13 protein-coding genes are annotated in these 15578 nt (G+C 59.1%); 9 read left to right on the top strand and 4 right to left on the bottom strand.

Annotated features, from left to right (window positions below; all coding sequences use genetic code 11):
* The first annotated feature begins 152 nt into the window (after nucleotides 1–152).
* The 4 genes from LG300_RS09895 to LG300_RS09880 all read left to right on the top strand — a co-directional run bounded on the left by LG300_RS09895 (nucleotide 153) and on the right by LG300_RS09880 (nucleotide 3586).
* Nucleotides 153–1034, top strand: a complete 882-nt coding sequence (locus LG300_RS09895; protein ID WP_404375007.1) for a substrate-binding domain-containing protein — start codon at nucleotides 153–155, stop codon at nucleotides 1032–1034.
* Between the two features lie 121 nt (nucleotides 1035–1155).
* Entirely contained in the window at nucleotides 1156–1719 is a 564-nt protein-coding gene (locus LG300_RS09890; protein WP_404375005.1) for a type 1 glutamine amidotransferase domain-containing protein, read from the top strand.
* Complete coding sequence (locus LG300_RS09885; RefSeq protein ID WP_404375003.1) at nucleotides 1719–2837, top strand: App1 family protein; 1119 nt, start codon at nucleotides 1719–1721, stop codon at nucleotides 2835–2837. The genes LG300_RS09890 and LG300_RS09885 overlap by 1 nt, the downstream gene beginning before the upstream one ends.
* A 74-nt stretch (nucleotides 2838–2911) precedes the next feature.
* On the top strand, nucleotides 2912–3586 hold the full coding sequence (locus LG300_RS09880) for a zinc metallopeptidase (RefSeq protein ID WP_404375001.1): 675 nt from the start codon (nucleotides 2912–2914) through the stop codon (nucleotides 3584–3586).
* Nucleotides 3587–3642: 56 nt separating this feature from the next.
* Here LG300_RS09880 and cmoB read toward each other — a convergent pair whose 3' ends face one another.
* Both cmoB and cmoA read right to left on the bottom strand, forming a co-directional pair.
* A complete protein-coding gene (cmoB, locus tag LG300_RS09875) occupies nucleotides 3643–4653 on the bottom strand; it encodes a tRNA 5-methoxyuridine(34)/uridine 5-oxyacetic acid(34) synthase CmoB (RefSeq protein ID WP_404374999.1) in 1011 nt (336 codons plus the stop codon).
* A gap of 1 nt (nucleotide 4654) precedes the next feature.
* Nucleotides 4655–5398 carry a carboxy-S-adenosyl-L-methionine synthase CmoA gene (gene cmoA, locus LG300_RS09870; protein WP_404374997.1) on the bottom strand — a complete coding sequence of 248 codons (744 nt, stop codon included), beginning with the start codon at nucleotides 5396–5398 and terminating at the stop codon, nucleotides 4655–4657.
* Between the two features lie 114 nt (nucleotides 5399–5512).
* Here cmoA and pgi point away from each other — a divergent pair, with 114 nt between their 5' ends.
* The 4 genes from pgi to serB all read left to right on the top strand — a co-directional run bounded on the left by pgi (nucleotide 5513) and on the right by serB (nucleotide 12467).
* Nucleotides 5513–7216, top strand: a complete 1704-nt coding sequence (gene pgi / locus LG300_RS09865; RefSeq protein ID WP_404374995.1) for a glucose-6-phosphate isomerase — start codon at nucleotides 5513–5515, stop codon at nucleotides 7214–7216.
* A 173-nt stretch (nucleotides 7217–7389) separates the two neighbouring features.
* Nucleotides 7390–9285 carry a DNA topoisomerase IV subunit B gene (gene parE, locus LG300_RS09860; protein ID WP_404374993.1) on the top strand — a complete coding sequence of 632 codons (1896 nt, stop codon included), beginning with the start codon at nucleotides 7390–7392 and terminating at the stop codon, nucleotides 9283–9285.
* Nucleotides 9286–9290: 5 nt separating this feature from the next.
* Complete coding sequence (gene parC, locus LG300_RS09855) at nucleotides 9291–11543, top strand: DNA topoisomerase IV subunit A (protein WP_404374991.1); 2253 nt, start codon at nucleotides 9291–9293, stop codon at nucleotides 11541–11543.
* 3 nt (nucleotides 11544–11546) lie between these two features.
* A complete protein-coding gene (gene serB, locus LG300_RS09850) occupies nucleotides 11547–12467 on the top strand; it encodes a phosphoserine phosphatase SerB (RefSeq protein WP_404374988.1) in 921 nt (306 codons plus the stop codon).
* Nucleotides 12468–12520: 53 nt separating this feature from the next.
* Here the strand turns inward: serB and LG300_RS09845 are convergent, their stop codons facing one another.
* Nucleotides 12521–13357, bottom strand: a complete 837-nt coding sequence (locus LG300_RS09845; protein WP_404374986.1) for a DUF6694 family lipoprotein — start codon at nucleotides 13355–13357, stop codon at nucleotides 12521–12523.
* Between the two features lie 240 nt (nucleotides 13358–13597).
* On the opposite strand from LG300_RS09845, the gene LG300_RS09840 reads away from it, so the two are divergent.
* Nucleotides 13598–15069 (top strand): IS1182 family transposase gene (locus LG300_RS09840; protein WP_404375016.1). Its coding sequence is split into 2 segments (ribosomal slippage): nucleotides 13598–14168 and nucleotides 14168–15069, totalling 1473 coding nucleotides; the frame shifts between segments, so codons are not numbered across the junction.
* Between the two features lie 100 nt (nucleotides 15070–15169).
* Here the strand turns inward: LG300_RS09840 and LG300_RS09835 are convergent.
* Nucleotides 15170–15556, bottom strand: a complete 387-nt coding sequence (locus tag LG300_RS09835) for a Na+/H+ antiporter subunit G (protein WP_404374984.1) — start codon at nucleotides 15554–15556, stop codon at nucleotides 15170–15172.
* Nucleotides 15557–15578 lie beyond the last annotated feature (22 nt).

Genomic DNA, 15578 nt, shown 5'->3' with positions numbered 1-15578 from the left:
AACAGCGGTTAACGGCAATACAACATCGCGCTGGAGGGTTGGCAACGGTTTTAACAACATGCATACGTTGGACTGCATAGTGTAGGTAAACTTGAGTTTATGCATTAGCTGCTGAAATATATGCAGTCATACGCAGCTAAATGCAGGGTGCCATGTTGAACGATTACCTGACTACGGCGGAAGTAGCCGAGTATCTGCGCTTAAAAGAGCGCAAAGTGTATGACTTGGTGCGCCAAGGCCATATTCCCTGCAGCCGCGCCACGGGGAAGCTGCTGTTTCCTCGGCAGCATATCGATATGTGGGTACTCAGCCACCTAGAGGGAGACCAGGCGCAGCGGCAGCCGCCACCGCCAGTATTAGCGGGCAGCCAAGACCCACTGTTGGAGTGGGCGGTGCGCGAGAGCGGGAGTGACTTGGCCTCGTTATGTCATGGCAGTGGCGACGGAGTGCGTCGCTTGCTAGAGGGCAAGGCGATGCTGGCGGGTATTCATCTGCTCAATGCCACCTCAGGACGCTACAACGAACCGGCGGCGCTGGGGCTTGGGGGCGTGCGTGATCTTATTGTGTTGCACTGGGCAACGCGCCGTCAGGGGCTGCTGGTAGCGTCCGGTAATCCACTGGGTATTCGCACGCTAGGGGATGTCGCTCGCCAGGGGGCAATACTTGCCCACCGCCAGCCAGGGGCAGGAGCGGCGCAGTTGCTCCACTGCCTGCTCCAGCAGGCCGACTTAGTTCCGAATACCCTCCAGTGGGCCGCCCACCCTTCATTAAGCGAGGATGACTTAGCGCTGGCAATCGCCCAGGGTGAAGCTGACGCAGGGCTTGGCATGGAAGCCGCAGCGCAGCGCCAGCAGTTGGAGTTTATCTCGCTGGTAGAAGAGTCGTTCGATGTGGTGATGCACCGGCGTAGCTACTTCGAACCCTCGGTACAGGCGCTGTTCGAATTTGCCCGCACGTCCCGCTTTGCCCAACGGGCCAATACGCTGAAGGGGTACGATGTCAGCCGGCTAGGCCGCGTGTTGTACAACGCTTAAGCGCGTGGTGACCAGGGCGGTTAGGTATCTACGCTTGACGAGTGTATAAGATGCGCCACACTGGAGAGGCGTTGTAGACGTAACCTCATCCCGAAAAGATCATCACGAAAAGGAGAGCACGATGAATCAAGCACTGAATGGTAAACGTGTGGCTATTTTAGCCACCGACGGTTTTGAAGAGTCCGAGCTGAGCGTACCCCGCGCGGCGCTGCAAAAAGAGGGTGTCGAAGTGCATATCGTCTCGCCGAAAGGCAAGGGCATTCGCGCTTGGGCAGAAACCGACTGGGGCGATACCTACGAGGCCGACAAGGCACTGGCAGACGTTAACGAGTCCGACTACCACGCCTTGGTGCTTCCCGGCGGCCTGTTCAACCCTGACGAGCTGCGTCTGAACGAAGACGCCCTGAGCTTCGTCAGAGCGTTCTTCCAGGCGGGCAAGCCCGTCGCCGCCATTTGCCACGCGCCGTGGATTTTGATTAACGCTGGCGTGGTCGAAGGGCGCAAGATGACCTCCGTGCCGAGTGTCGCCCAAGACCTGCGCAATGCCGGTGTGAACTGGGTTGATGAGCCGGTAGTGGTCGATAGCGGCCTGGTGACCAGCCGCACACCCAAAGACCTGGACGCCTTCAACGCCAAACTGCTGGAAGAGCTGCAGGAAGGGCGCCACTCAGGCCAGCACGCTTAATGGCGTGGTACCACCAGTGGGCAAGCTTTGCCAAAAGGCTTGCCCACGTTGTTGCAAAACCGATGAAGCGGGACAGTGGCCGCAGCGGGATGATGGTGCATCCCTACCGCGGTTACGGTTCCCAGCGAGAAATCTTTGTGATGGGCCGGGTGTTCCTCCAAGCGGCACTCGGCCGCGCCATTCCTAGACGCGGTATGCTGCGCGATACCGCCGACGTCGCGCGGCGGGTGTTCCGACGTGGCCTCGCCAATGCCAAAGTCGATATTCGGGTAGGGGGCAACGAGCTTTGTTTGACCACCGACCGGGACGGCTACTTCGATGCCCACCTGCCGATGAGTACGCCTTTGCCGATGGATGTCTCCTGGCATCGCGCCGATATTTTGGTCCATGCCGATGGGCACCCACCGATTCGCACTAGCGTCGAGGTCTACGTACCGCCTCCGGAGGCGGACCTGCTGGTGATCAGCGATATCGACGATACGGTGATGTTCACCGGCGTGGCGGAAAAGCTCAAAATGCTCTACCGGCTGTTTGTGCGTAAGCCACACCGGCGAACGGCGTTCCCTGGTGTAGCGTCGCTCTATCAGGCACTTTACCGTGGGCAGACCGAAAAGGCCGAGCGGCCGATTCTTTATGTCTCCCGTGGCCCGTGGGCAATTTATGAAATGTTGGAAGCCTTCTTCCAGATGAACCGGATTCCGATAGGCCCGATCCTGTTTTTGCGGGAGTGGGGCATCTCCTGGCGCAAGCCGTGGCCCCGTCGAGCGGAAGACCATAAGCGTGACCTGATTGATCGCATGCTCGCGCTTTATGATGACATGCCCTGCATCTTAATTGGCGACAGCGGCCAGCACGACCCCGAGGTCTACACCGACGTGGTCAAAGCCTATCCGGATCGGATTAAAGCGATTTACATCCGTCGCGTCGATAACAACCCGCAACGTGAAGCGGCCATCCAGCGCCTGCGGGATGAGCTGGCCCATACCGAGTGTGAGCTGGTGTTGGCGGCGGATAGCATCTTGATTGCCGAACATGCCCACGCCCAGGGCGATATTTCCGCCCGCGGGCTGCAAGCGGTGCAGCGCGATGTAGAAGCGCATCGCAACGACCCCGCCTAAGCTGTGTTCCCCTGCCATTCGTGGTAAAACTGAGCGCTGATTTCTCTCTTACTTGGCGTGATCCCGGTGTTGCGATGCTGATTCTCTTAATTGTGCTGGCGCTGGCCATCTTCGTGCTGCCCAACTTATGGGCAAAATGGGTGTTAAAGCGCCATACCCGAGGGCGTGATGATTACCCAGGCACCGGTGCGGAATTGGCTGAACATTTGCTGCGCCGTATGGGCGTGGAGGGGGTGCGGGTGGAGCGTACTGAACACGGCGACCACTACGATCCCGAAGCCCGTTGCGTGCGCTTAACGCCCGATCACTACGATGGCCGTTCGCTCACGGCAGTCACCGTTGCTGCCCATGAGGTGGGCCATGCCATTCAGCACCATGAGGGTTATGCGCCGCTGCTGGCCCGCAGCCGTTTGGTGCAGGTGGCGCAAAAAGCGGAAAAGCTAGGGGCTATTTTGATGATGGCCGCGCCGTTTTTGTTCGTACTCACGCGGCTACCCGGTGGCTTGGCGGTGGTTATTGCCATGGCGGTGATTAGCTTCGGCACGGCGGCGCTGGTGCATCTGGTCACGCTGCCGGTGGAGTTCGATGCCAGCTTTAACCGCGCGCTGCCGCTGTTAAAGGATTACGTGCCACCTTACGATATGGCCGGTGCCCGCCATGTGCTCACCGCCTGCGCCTTTACCTATGTGGCCGCGTCGCTAGCCAGCGTGATGAACCTGGGCCGCTGGCTGGTGATTTTAAGGCGCTGATTTAAAGGTGCTGATTTAAAAGTACTGATTTAAAAGTGCTGGGTGGCCATCACTCACTATTCCGGCTTGTTCGCCAGAATCACCGCGCGGCGTGGGGCGGGGTAGCCTTCAATGGTGCGGGTGCGGTCATTGGGGTCGAGGAAGTCCGCCAGCGACTGATAGGTCATCCATTCGGTGGAGCGCTGCTCATCGAGCGTCGTTACCGCTTCATCCACCACCCGCACATTGGTAAAGCCGCAGCGCTCCAGCCAGTGGCACAGCGCTTTGGAGGAGGGCAGAAAGTAGACGTTGGGCATCGCCGCGTAACGCTCGCCGGGCACGAACACGGTCTGCTCGTCGCCTTCCACCACCAGGGTTTCCAGCACCAGTTCGCCGCCGGGGGCCAGCGCGCCTTTTAACTGCTGCAGGTGCTCAAGGGGCGAGGGGCGGTGGTACAGCACGCCCATGGAGAACACCGTATCGAAGAAGCCCAGGTTCTCCGGTACGTCCTCGATACCCACCGGCAGAAACTGCGTGCGGCCGTCATCGGCGTTGCCGACGAAGTGGCGCACCGCCTGGAACTGCCAGTAAAAGCGTGGCGAAGGGTCAATCACTAACACGAAAGCCGCGCCTGCGCCTGCCATCCGCCAGGCGTGGTAGCCGCTGCCACCGCCTACATCCAGCACCTTGCGGTACTTCAATGGCGCGAGATGCGGAGCGACTCGTTGCCATTTCCAGTCGGAGCGCCACTCGGTATCGATCTCGATACCACCCAGGTTGAATGGCCCTTTGCGCCACGGGGCCAGCTTACGTAGCAGGTTAAAGCACTGGCGCTGCTGGCTGTCGGTGAGCTCTATTTCCACCGTCAGCGTGTCGCTGTTCAAATCCACACGGCGCTCTTCCGGCAGCGGCGGCAGTTTGGCAACGGCTTTTTCCCAGGCGGAGAGGTCGCCGTGGCGCTGGCGGTCCAGCCCGTTGGCGAGCTGCTCGGGCAGTTTGGCAAGCCACGGCGTCAGCGACGCATCCTGGGTGGCTTGATCCAGAAACGCTTGATACAGCACGCGATGATCGTCGGGAAGTAGCGCCACCTTAACCCTCCTTAAAGGCGATCAGCGAGGTGAAGTTCAGGTACTGGAACCAGGTCATGGAGCGGGGAAAGCCCGCCAGCGACAAGCGCTCGTGCAGTGCATCGAGCGTATCGGGAATCAGCACGTTCTCAAGCGCGGTGCGCTTTTGGCTGATCTCCATATCGCTGTAGCCATTGGCACGCTTGAAGTCGTGGTAGCGCTCGACCCGCCAAGCGTTGTCGCGCTCGTCGGCATCGACGGTTTTTTCCGAAAGAATCAGCACGCCGCCGGGCTCAAGCGTGTCGTAAAGCCGTTTGAGCAGCGCATCACGATCTGCCGGGGGCAAAAACTGCAGCGTAAAGTTGAGAATGATCATCCCCGAAGGCGCATACTCGTAGGTACGAATATCGGCTTCCTCCACTTGCATGGCGTGGTCGGGGCACTCATCGAGAAAGGTCTGCTTCGCCCGGGCCGCCATGGCCGGTGAAAGATCAATACCGGTATAGCGGAACGCATCGGCGGGCAGTGCGCCTGCCAGGGCGAGGCCTGATGCGCCCAGCGAGCAGCCCAGGTCGTAAACATGGGCGCCGTGGCGCAGATGGCGTTTGGCAATCAGGCTCAACATACCCAGGATTTGGCCGTAGCCGGGCACCGAGCGGCGGATCATATCGGGGAAGCACGCGACCACCTGCTCATCGAAGGAGAACCTTGCCACCTTGTCGAGGGGTGTTGAAAAGATAGCGTCGCGGTAAGATGCATCACTCATGGGCAAGCCAGGATGGTTAATGAGGCTGCGTAGTTTACGCGCCCTTGTTAATACAGAACAGACCTGATGAACACAGATTCCTGCCTCACGGAACGACGCCACAGGAGAGGGCATATGGCTTCAGCAACAGCAACTCCCGATACGCTACCCGCTTGGCAAACGTTACAGCAGCACGCTCAAGCACTTAAACATGTCCACTTGAAAAACCTGTTTGGGGATGACCCTGGCCGCTGGCAGCACTTTACCCGCCAGGTGGCGGGGCTCACCCTTGACCTTTCCAAGCAGCGCTGGGACGACGATACGCTGGAGCACCTGCTGGCGCTGGCACAAGAGGCGGGAGTGCCTGGGGCCATCGAAGCGCTATTAAGCGGCAAGCGGGTGAACGTGAGCGAAAATCGCCCAGCGTTGCATACTGCTTTGCGCCTACCTGCGGATGCGAGCCTGGAAGTGGAAGGCGAAGATATCGTCGGGGCCGTGCATGACAGCCTGGCGCAAATGGAGCGGCTGGTGCAGCGGCTACACGCCGGCCAGTGGCGCGGAGCCACCGGCAAGCCCATTCGCCATGTGGTGAATTTGGGGGTGGGCGGTTCGGATTTAGGGCCGCTGATGGTTACCCATGCCCTAGCGGACTACCGCCCCAGCGATATTCACCCGGTGGAGGTGCATTTTGCCTCTACGATGGATGGCTCCCAACTGGCGGATTATCTCAGCCGGTTTAACCCCGAAACCACGCTGTTTGTGCTGTCGTCGAAGTCGTTCACCACCATTGATACGCTCTCCAACGCGAACACGGCCCGCGACTGGCTCATCGGGCGGCTCACTAAGCACGCCGACCTGCCGGACGCCAGCCCCCATGCCAAACCGATCAGCGCTGAGCTGATTGTGCGCCAGCACTTTATTGGCGTCTCGGCAAGCCCTGAAAAGATGAGCGAGTGGGGGATTACTCCAGACCACCAGCTGATGTTCTGGGAGTGGGTCGGCGGGCGCTACTCGTTGTGGGGCACCATTGGCCTGCCGATTGCGCTGGTGATTGGCATGAAGAACTTCCGCGAGCTGCTGGCGGGCGCCCATGCCATGGACAGCCACTTCCGCGATGCGCCGCTGGAGGACAACCTGCCGGTGTTATTAGGTTTGGCGGGCATCTGGAACGTCAACTTTCTGGATATTCGTGCCCACTCGATTCTGCCCTATGACGGGCGGCTTGAGTACTTTGCTGCTTATCTTGAACAGCTTGAGATGGAGTCCAACGGTAAATCGGTGACCCGCCAGGGCCAGGTGGTGAACTACTCCACCTGCCCAGTGCTGTGGGGGCAGTTAGGCCCTAATGCCCAGCATGCGTTTTACCAACTGCTGCACCAGGGCACGCAGCCGGTGGTATGCGACTTTATCGCGCCCTTGAAGCGCTACGATGAGGTGGAAGACCCGGATACCCGTCGCCACTTGAAGGCCCAGCATCGTCTGGCGCTGGCTAACTGTTTTGCCCAGTCTCGCGTGCTGATGCTGGGGGATGATGCCCTGGATGACGATGGCCCGCGCCCCGAACACAAGCGCTATCGGGGCAACCAGCCCTCGACCACGGTGCTGCTGGATAAGCTGACGCCCACCACCCTAGGCGCGCTGATTGCGCTATATGAACACAAGGTGTTCGTGCAGGCCGTGATTTGGGACATCAACCCCTTTGACCAGTGGGGCGTCGAGCTGGGCAAGCAAATTGCCACCGATACCCAGGCCATTATCGACGGGGAAGGTGATATTGGCCGCATGGACGCCTCTAGTCGCGGGCTGATTGAGGCGTTTTGGACCGCAGAGCAGGAGTAGGACACCCAACTCATATGGCTGGATATACAGCTTTTTGCTTTTCCGCTATCCTGTGTGCCTTTCTTCGCGGCCTCACTCGGTGAGAGCCCTGGGGGTGCGGGTTTTTTTACGGCACCCCTTGAGGCCGCCAGTACGCTTTTGCTCAGTACGTTTTTTTCAGGAACCGACGTTACATGACCCAGTTTGATGCCTCCCAGTACGGTGCGAGCTCTATCGAGGTCCTATCAGGGCTAGAGCCGGTACGTAAGCGTCCCGGTATGTATACCGATACCTCGCGGCCTAACCACCTCGCCCAAGAGGTCATCGACAACAGTGTCGATGAGGCGCTCGCCGGGCACGCTTCAAACATCAGCGTGGTACTCCATAGCGACGGTGCCATTGAAGTGCAGGATAACGGCCGCGGTATGCCCATCGACCTGCACCCGGAGCACGGCGTGTCAGGGGTTGAACTCATTCTCACCAAGCTCCATGCGGGCGGTAAATTCTCCTCCTCCAGCTACCGTTTCTCGGGCGGTTTGCACGGGGTGGGCGTCTCGGTGGTCAATGCGCTATCACGGCGTTTAGAAGTCGAAGTGACCCGTAACGGTGCCCGCCATGCCATCGCCTTTGAACATGGCGAGAAAGTCGAAGAGCTTCACGAAATCGGTAAAGCCGCCAAGCGCGCCACCGGCACCCTGGTACGCTTCTGGCCGGACGAGAGCTACTTTGACAGCCCGAAACTGGCGCTTTCCAAACTCAAGCACCTGCTGCGTGCCAAAGCGGTACTTTGCCCAGGGCTTGCGGTCACGCTGGTAGAGCCGGATGGCACCAAAACCGAGTGGGCCTACGCCGATGGTCTGCGCGACTACTTGGCCGAAGCCACCGATGGCTACGAAGTGCTGCCCAAAGAGCCGTTTGTAGGCCACTTCAGCGACGACGAACACGGCGTGGACTGGGCCATTCAGTGGCTGCCAGAAGGCGGCGAGGCGCTGCTGGAGAGTTACGTTAACCTTATTCCCACGCCCCAGGGTGGCACCCACGTCAACGGTTTTCGGTCCGGCCTGTTAGACGCCCTGCGGGAATTCTGTGAATACCGCAGCCTGCTGCCCCGCGGCATCAAGCTGACCGCCGACGACCTGTGGGAGCGCGCTTCCTTCGTGCTCTCGGTGAAAATGCTCGACCCTCAGTTTGCTGGCCAAACGAAAGAGCGGCTTTCCTCGCGCACCATTGCTGGATTTGTCTCAGGCGTGGTCAAAGACGCCTTCTCGCTGTGGCTGAACCATCACGTCGAGCAGGCCGAACAGCTTGCCGAACTGGTGATCAGCGCGGCCCAGCAGCGCCAGAAGAAGTCGAAGAAGGTCGCGCGTAAGAAAGTGACCTCCGGTCCGGCGCTGCCGGGCAAGCTGGCGGATTGTTCGGGGCAAGACCCGGCGCTGAGCGAGCTGTTTCTGGTGGAGGGCGACTCGGCAGGCGGCAGCGCCAAGCAGGCGCGTAACCGTGACACCCAGGCCATCCTGCCGCTGCGCGGTAAGATCCTCAATACCTGGGAAGTGGACTCTCACGATATCTACGGCTCTCAGGAAGTCCACGATATTGCCGTGGCGATTGGTGCCGACCCCGGCAGCGCCAACCTTGAGAAGCTGCGTTATCACAAAATCTGCATTCTGGCGGATGCCGACTCCGATGGTCTGCACATCGCCACGCTGCTGTGCGCGCTGTTTGTAAAACACTTCCCCGCCCTGGTTGATGCAGGGCATGTGTTTGTCGCTATGCCGCCGCTCTACCGGATCGATCTTGGCAAAGAGGTGCATTACGCCCTGGATGAGAGCGAGAAAGCCGCGATTTTGAAACAGCTGGCGAAAAAGCGGGGTACTCCCAACGTCCAGCGCTTTAAAGGCCTGGGGGAGATGAGCCCGCTGCAGCTACGCGAAACCACCATGGCCGTGGAAACCCGCCGCCTGGTGCAGCTCACCCTGGAAGAGGGAGATGGCACCTTGGAAATGATGGATATGCTGCTGGCTAAAAAGCGTGCCAGCGACCGCAAAAAGTGGCTGGAAGATTACGGCAACCTCGCAGACATTGAGGTATAACCCCGATGACCATGGATATTCAGGTAGCGGAGGGCGACGTCGAGCGTCTGTCCCTGCGCGACTACACCGAAAAAGCGTATCTCGACTACTCGATGTACGTCATTTTAGACCGCGCGCTGCCCAACATTGGCGATGGCATGAAACCCGTGCAGCGGCGGATCATTTACGCCATGCGCGAGCTGGCGCTGCATGCCAATGCCAAGTACAAAAAGTCGGCGCGTACCGTCGGTGATGTGTTGGGTAAGTTCCACCCCCACGGGGATAGCGCCTGTTACGAAGCCATGGTGCTGATGGCGCAGTCATTCAGCTACCGCTACCCGTTGGTGGATGGCCAGGGTAACTGGGGTAGCCCCGACGACCCGAAATCCTTCGCGGCGATGCGCTACACCGAGGCCAAGCTTTCCAAATTTGCCGAGGTGCTGCTCAGCGAGCTGGGCCAGGGCACCGTGGAGTGGGCGCCCAACTTCGATGGCACCATGCAGGAGCCAGTGGTGCTGCCAGCGCGGTTACCCCACGTGCTGCTTAATGGCGGCACGGGCATTGCCGTGGGCATGGCGACCGATATTCCGCCCCATAATGTCTCGGAAGTGGTGGAAGCCACTTGTCACCTGCTGCGTCACCCTAAGGCCACCACGGCGGATTTGATGGCGTTCGTGCCCGCCCCGGATTTTCCGACGGATGCAGAAATCATCACGCCAAAAGAGGACCTGCGTAAGCTCTACGAGACCGGCCGTGGCTCGGTCAAGTTGCGCGCCCGCTATGTGCGTGAAGACGCCAATATTGTCATTACCGCCGTGCCCTATCAGGTAAGCGGTGCCAAGGTGTTAGAGCAGATCGCCGCGCAAATGCAGGCGAAAAAGCTGCCTATGGTGGCCGACCTGCGCGATGAGTCGACCCATGAAGAGCCGACCCGTTTGGTTATCGAGCCGCGCTCAAGCCGTGTGGATGTCGAGTCGCTGATGGCGCACCTGTTCGCCACCACGGATCTGGAAAAGAACGTGCGAGTGAACATGAACGTGATCGGCCTGGATGGCCGCCCACGGGTGATGCCGCTGACCGATATGCTGGGTGAGTGGCTGCGTTTTCGCCGTGCAACGGTGCGCCGCCGCCTAGAGCACCGTTTAGGTAAAGTGGAGGACCGCCTGCATATTCTGGAAGGCCTGTTAACGGCCTACCTGAATATCGATGAAGTGATTCGTATCATCCGTGAGGAGGATGAGCCCAAGCCTGCCCTGATGGGCGCTTTTGGCCTGACCGAGCGCCAGGCCGAAGCGATCCTTGAGCTGCGTCTGCGCCATCTTGCCAAGCTGGAAGAGATGAAGATTCGCGGCGAGCAGGATGAGCTGGAAAAAGAGCGTAAAACCCTGCAGGGGCTGCTGGGTAGCGAAGCCAAGCTCACCACGCTGATCGAGAAAGAGATCCGCGCAGCGGGTAAAGAGCACGGCGACGAACGCCGTTCGCCGCTGGTGGAGCGCAGCGAGGCGAAAGCGCTTTCCGAGGTGGAACTGCTGGGGGCCGACCCGATTACCGTAGTGCTGTCAGATAAAGGCTGGATTCGTGCTGCCAAAGGCCACGATATTGACCCCGAAGGGCTCTCCTACAAAGCGGGGGATAGTTTCCGCCTTGCAGCCCGGGGGAAAACTAACCAGCCGCTGGTGCTGCTGGATGATACTGGCCGCGCCTATACCCTGGCGGCACACAATTTACCCAGCGCCCGTGGCCAGGGCGAGCCGGTGACCGGTCGGGTGAACGTGGCAGCGGGGGCGCAGATGGCGGGTCTGATGCTAGCACCGCCTAGCAAGCGCTATGTGCTGGCCAGCGACGGCGGTTATGGCTTTGTTGTCCGGCTTGAGGCACTTACCGGTAAGAATAAAGCCGGTAAAGCCGTACTCAGCGTGCCGAAGGGCTGCAGCGTCATGCCCCCTGTTGAGGTGCCGGAGGGTGAAGAACTCTGGGTGGCCTCGGTATCCAACGAGGGTAGGCTGCTGCTATTTCCTCTTGATCAACTGCCGGAAATGGCCAAAGGCAAGGGCAATAAAATGCTCGATATTCCCGGCCCACGGGCCGCACGGCGGGAAGAGTTTGTGCGAGATATTGCCGTGGTGGCCGAAGGTAGCGAGCTGATCATTCATGCAGGCAAGCGCAAACTAACCCTCAAGGCCGATGATCTCGCGTATTATCGCGGGGAGCGTGGCAGAAGGGGCAGCAAGCTGCCGCGTGGTTTCCAAAAAGTTGATCGATTAGAAGCAGGGGAGTAACGGATGGCACGCGGGGATGTTCTGTTAACCGTATTGGCACCGCGCTTAACGGCGGATATTGAGTCGCACATGGCCGCGCTGATGGCGCAGTTTGGCCTGCAGGAAGAGCACCGCCAGCGGCTTGCCGATACGGAAAAAGGCGAGCCTATCGACTGTGTGGAGCTGCATTTGAGCGGCGTATCCAGTGAATTAACCTCCCTTCGCCATGCGGCGCTGGAGCTGAGTGAAACTCTCGGCGTGGATATGGTGGTCCAACGGAACCAGCGGGGCGATGCCGCGCCCCGTTTGGTCTGTTTTGATATGGACTCCACGTTGATTAAAGCGGAAGTGATTGATGAACTGGCGCGCCGTCACGGGGTAGGCGACGAGGTGGCGGAAGTCACCGAGCGCGCCATGCGCGGCGAGCTGGATTTTAAGGCCAGCTTCCGCGAGCGCATGAGCAAGCTGGAAGGCCTGGATGAGTCGGTATTGGCGAATATTGCTACTGAATTGCCGCTGATGGATGGCGTTGAGCGTCTGATGGCGAACCTGAAACGCTTGGGCTTCCGTACGGTTATTTTATCCGGCGGTTTTACCTACTTTGCCCGTTACCTGCAGGAGCGGCTTGGGTTTGATGAAATCCACGCCAACGAGCTGGTGATTGAAAATGGCAAAGTCACCGGTGCGGTCCATGAACCGATTGTCGATGCCGAGCGTAAGGCCGCGCTGCTGGAACAAATTGCCGAGCGGGAAGGGGTGGCCTTAGCGCAAACCGTCGCCGTAGGCGATGGGGCGAACGACCTGAAGATGTTGGCGAAAGCTGGCCTGGGCGTGGCGTTTCGTGCTAAACCCCTCGTGCGTGCCGAAGCGCGTCAGGCGATCTCCGTGGCAGGGCTGGATGGTGTGCTGTATCTGCTGGGCTACGGTGAAGCCGACTTGATTTAACCGCTGGGTACTCACCTAGTACGCAAACGGCGGTGCTTGGCACCGCCGTTTGCTTAATTCGCCGCTGTTTGCGGGTTTACTCCGCCATATTCAGCGCGCAATTCCTCAAGCCGCTTTGCCTCGTTATCGGTTAGCGCGGGGGCATCCCATAGCGGTTTTCCTTCGGTATCATTAACCCCGAGCAGTGTTAGGGTCAGTGCGGCATCACGCGGTATTTGATCATTGCCCCAGGGGCCGAAACGGTTAGGAGCGAGGCTCCAGGTGGCACTTTCACCTGGTGCTAAGCCGCCGGAAATAACGTAGTAGAACGTTTCATCCACCCAGGCCACCTCGCGGTCAGGGCTTTTTAGTACGCCGTGCAGCATTAGCTCTGTCAGCGCTTGGTCTGTGTCATTAGTGACCGTTAGCTCAATCACCGGCTCTAACGCACCATAGGGGCTGGTACTCATATAGTAACGGGCGCTATCAATGTTGACTTTAGCCAGCTGCTCCTGGGCCTGCTGGGCGTCAGCGTATTTTGCCTCTAGCCGGCTGAGGGTGCTTAGCGCCTGCTCCCGCTCACGGGCACGGCGCTGACGCAGCATCTCATCGGCGCGCTCGATAATTTCGTCACCCGTTAGCCCGTGCATATAGGCATTGGCGGATTCGGCAATTTCAGCGGCGTTCATACGCTGTGGGTTAAATAGGTCAATATCGCTAAACGGTGACATGGCGATGATTTTCAGCGCTGTATCGAACTCTTCACGCTTATAGGTGGGCAGCGATTCGCGCACTTTTTCAATCGAGACCACCGCTGCGGGCATCGAACTCGTATCCACTTTCGGGTCCGAGCAACCGGCAAGTAACAGTGCAGATAACGATAGTGCAGATAGCCTGATCAGGCTCCACATAGTAAATGTACCTCAACACAAATATTCAATCGGCAAGAGCTTACCGGAAAGCGCCATTCGCCACTACTTTCTCTTGGGGCGGCTAATAGATACCTACTAGCTCTTGCCTTGTGGGGGGTGCATTGCCGGTGCAATGAAAAAAGCGCTGGCGGCTGCCAGCGCTTCAGACTGCTGACAAAGCCCTGGCCCTTCGGCCAGGGTTTTGCTTTTATAAGCGTATCGTTTTTAGTGGTGGCCGATATGCTCAAAGACCCTTCCCCCCAACAGCACGAACTGGAGATGGTCACGCTCGAAGAACTCGTACCCTCCAACCATTTGTTGCGTCAGATTGAGGCCGCCCTCGACTTCAGCTTTATCCGCGAGCGCGTCCGTCATCTTTACTGCGCTGATAATGGTCGACCTGCGCTGGATCCCGTGCTGCTCTTCAAGGCCTTGTTTATCGGCTATCTGTTTGGCATTCGTAGCGAGCGCCAGTTGATGCGCGAGATCCAGGTGAACGTCGCCTACCGCTGGTTCCTCGGCTTGCGCTTGACCGACAAGGTGCCCGATGCCTCAACCATCAGCCAGAACCGACGCCGCCGCTTCTCCGATAGTACGATCCACCAAGAGATCTTCGATACCATTGTCGAGCAAGCCATTGCACAAGGCTTGGTGGGCGGCGAAGTGCTCTACACCGACAGCACGCATCTCAAGGCCAATGCCAACAAGCATCGTTTTGAGCGCCAAGAGGTCGAGACGACGGCACGGGACTATCTGGACGCCCTGGACGTGGCGGTTGAGGAGGACCGCGCTCAACACGGAAAAAAGCCCTGACGCCGCGTGCTGAGGCACCGGCCACTGTCGAAAAGAAAATCAGTCTCACCGACCCGGATAGCGGCTATATGGTGCGCGATGGCAAACCGACCGGCTTCTTCTATCTGGATCACCGCACGGTGGACGGCAAGCACGCCATTATTACCGATACCCATGTTACCCCGGCCAGTGTGCACGATAGCGTGCCTTACTTGGCGCGACTGGACCATCAGTGCCAGCGCTTCGGGCTGGCCCCGGTCGGTGTCGGCCTCGACGCGGGTTACTTTACGGCGGCTATCTGTCATGGACTGGAGGAGCGCGGGCTTTATGGTGTCATCGGCTACCGCCGTCCCAGTAAGCCAAAAGGGTATCTCCCCAAACGTGCCTTTACCTATGACGCGGCGACCAACACCTATCAGTGCCCAGAGGGCCAATCGCTGATCTATGCCACCACGGATCGACATGGCTACCGCCACTATCGCAGTGATCCTAAGATCTGCCGCGGCTGTCCTCGGCTGGCGACCTGTACCCGCAACGCCAAGCAGATAAAAACGGTCACGCGGCACGTCTGGCAGGACGACAAGGATCGGGTGGATGCCCGACGACTGACGGAGCCGGGCAAGAAGCTCTATCAACGACGTAAGGAGACGGTGGAGCGCAGCTTCGCCGACGCCAAGCAGTTGCACGGGCACCGCTATGCGCGAATGCGAGGCCTAGCACGCGTCAAAGAGCAGTGTCTGCTGGCCGCGGCCTGTCAGAACCTCAAGAAAATTGCGCAGGCGCGTTGGCGCCGGCTTTTTGGCACGTTTTTACGTCACCTGAGGGCTGATAGGGCTCTTCAGAGGGCGTTATACCCGACGATGGGCAGAAGCCGTGCGATGAGGGTGGTGAGTCAGGCCGCGAGTGTACGCCTGCTCTAAAAGCAACGAACCCACCAAAATAGGTGGGTTCGTCAGCAGTCTGAAGCGCTGGCGGCTGCCAGCGCTTTTAGGGGCTTGAACAGTAAAGAGACGATGCTACTTAACCGTGCCCTTTATCTGGATGGGGCACCGGCTTTTCGCCAACCTCTTCGGAGCGCAGCTCGACAGGTTTACCCTGGGTCTTTTCAATATGCTTGAGTTGCATGTGTAACCCTGTTTTCGCCAGCAGGTGGGCGCTGACCGGAGCGGTAATAAACAGGAACAGCGTAATTAGCAGCTCCTGGATATCGGGCTTACCATCCATGCTCCAAAAGTAGCCCATCGAGGCAATCAGCATACAGCCGATACCTAGCGTTGTTGCTTTGGTAGGGCCGTGGAGTCGCATATAGAAATCGCGCAGGTGCGCCATGCCCAACGAGCCGATAAACACAAAGACGCCGCCCGCCAGCAGCAGCAGGGAGATTAGCGCTTCAACTAATAGTGGCATAAACGCACCTCATTACTTACTG

The sequence above is a fragment of the Vreelandella aquamarina genome, assembly GCF_044805175.1.
GTDB classification, from domain to species: Bacteria; Pseudomonadota; Gammaproteobacteria; order Pseudomonadales; family Halomonadaceae; genus Vreelandella; species Vreelandella aquamarina_B.
Note: the sequence above shows the minus strand (reverse complement) of the source record. Positions and strands in the feature narration are given on the sequence as shown.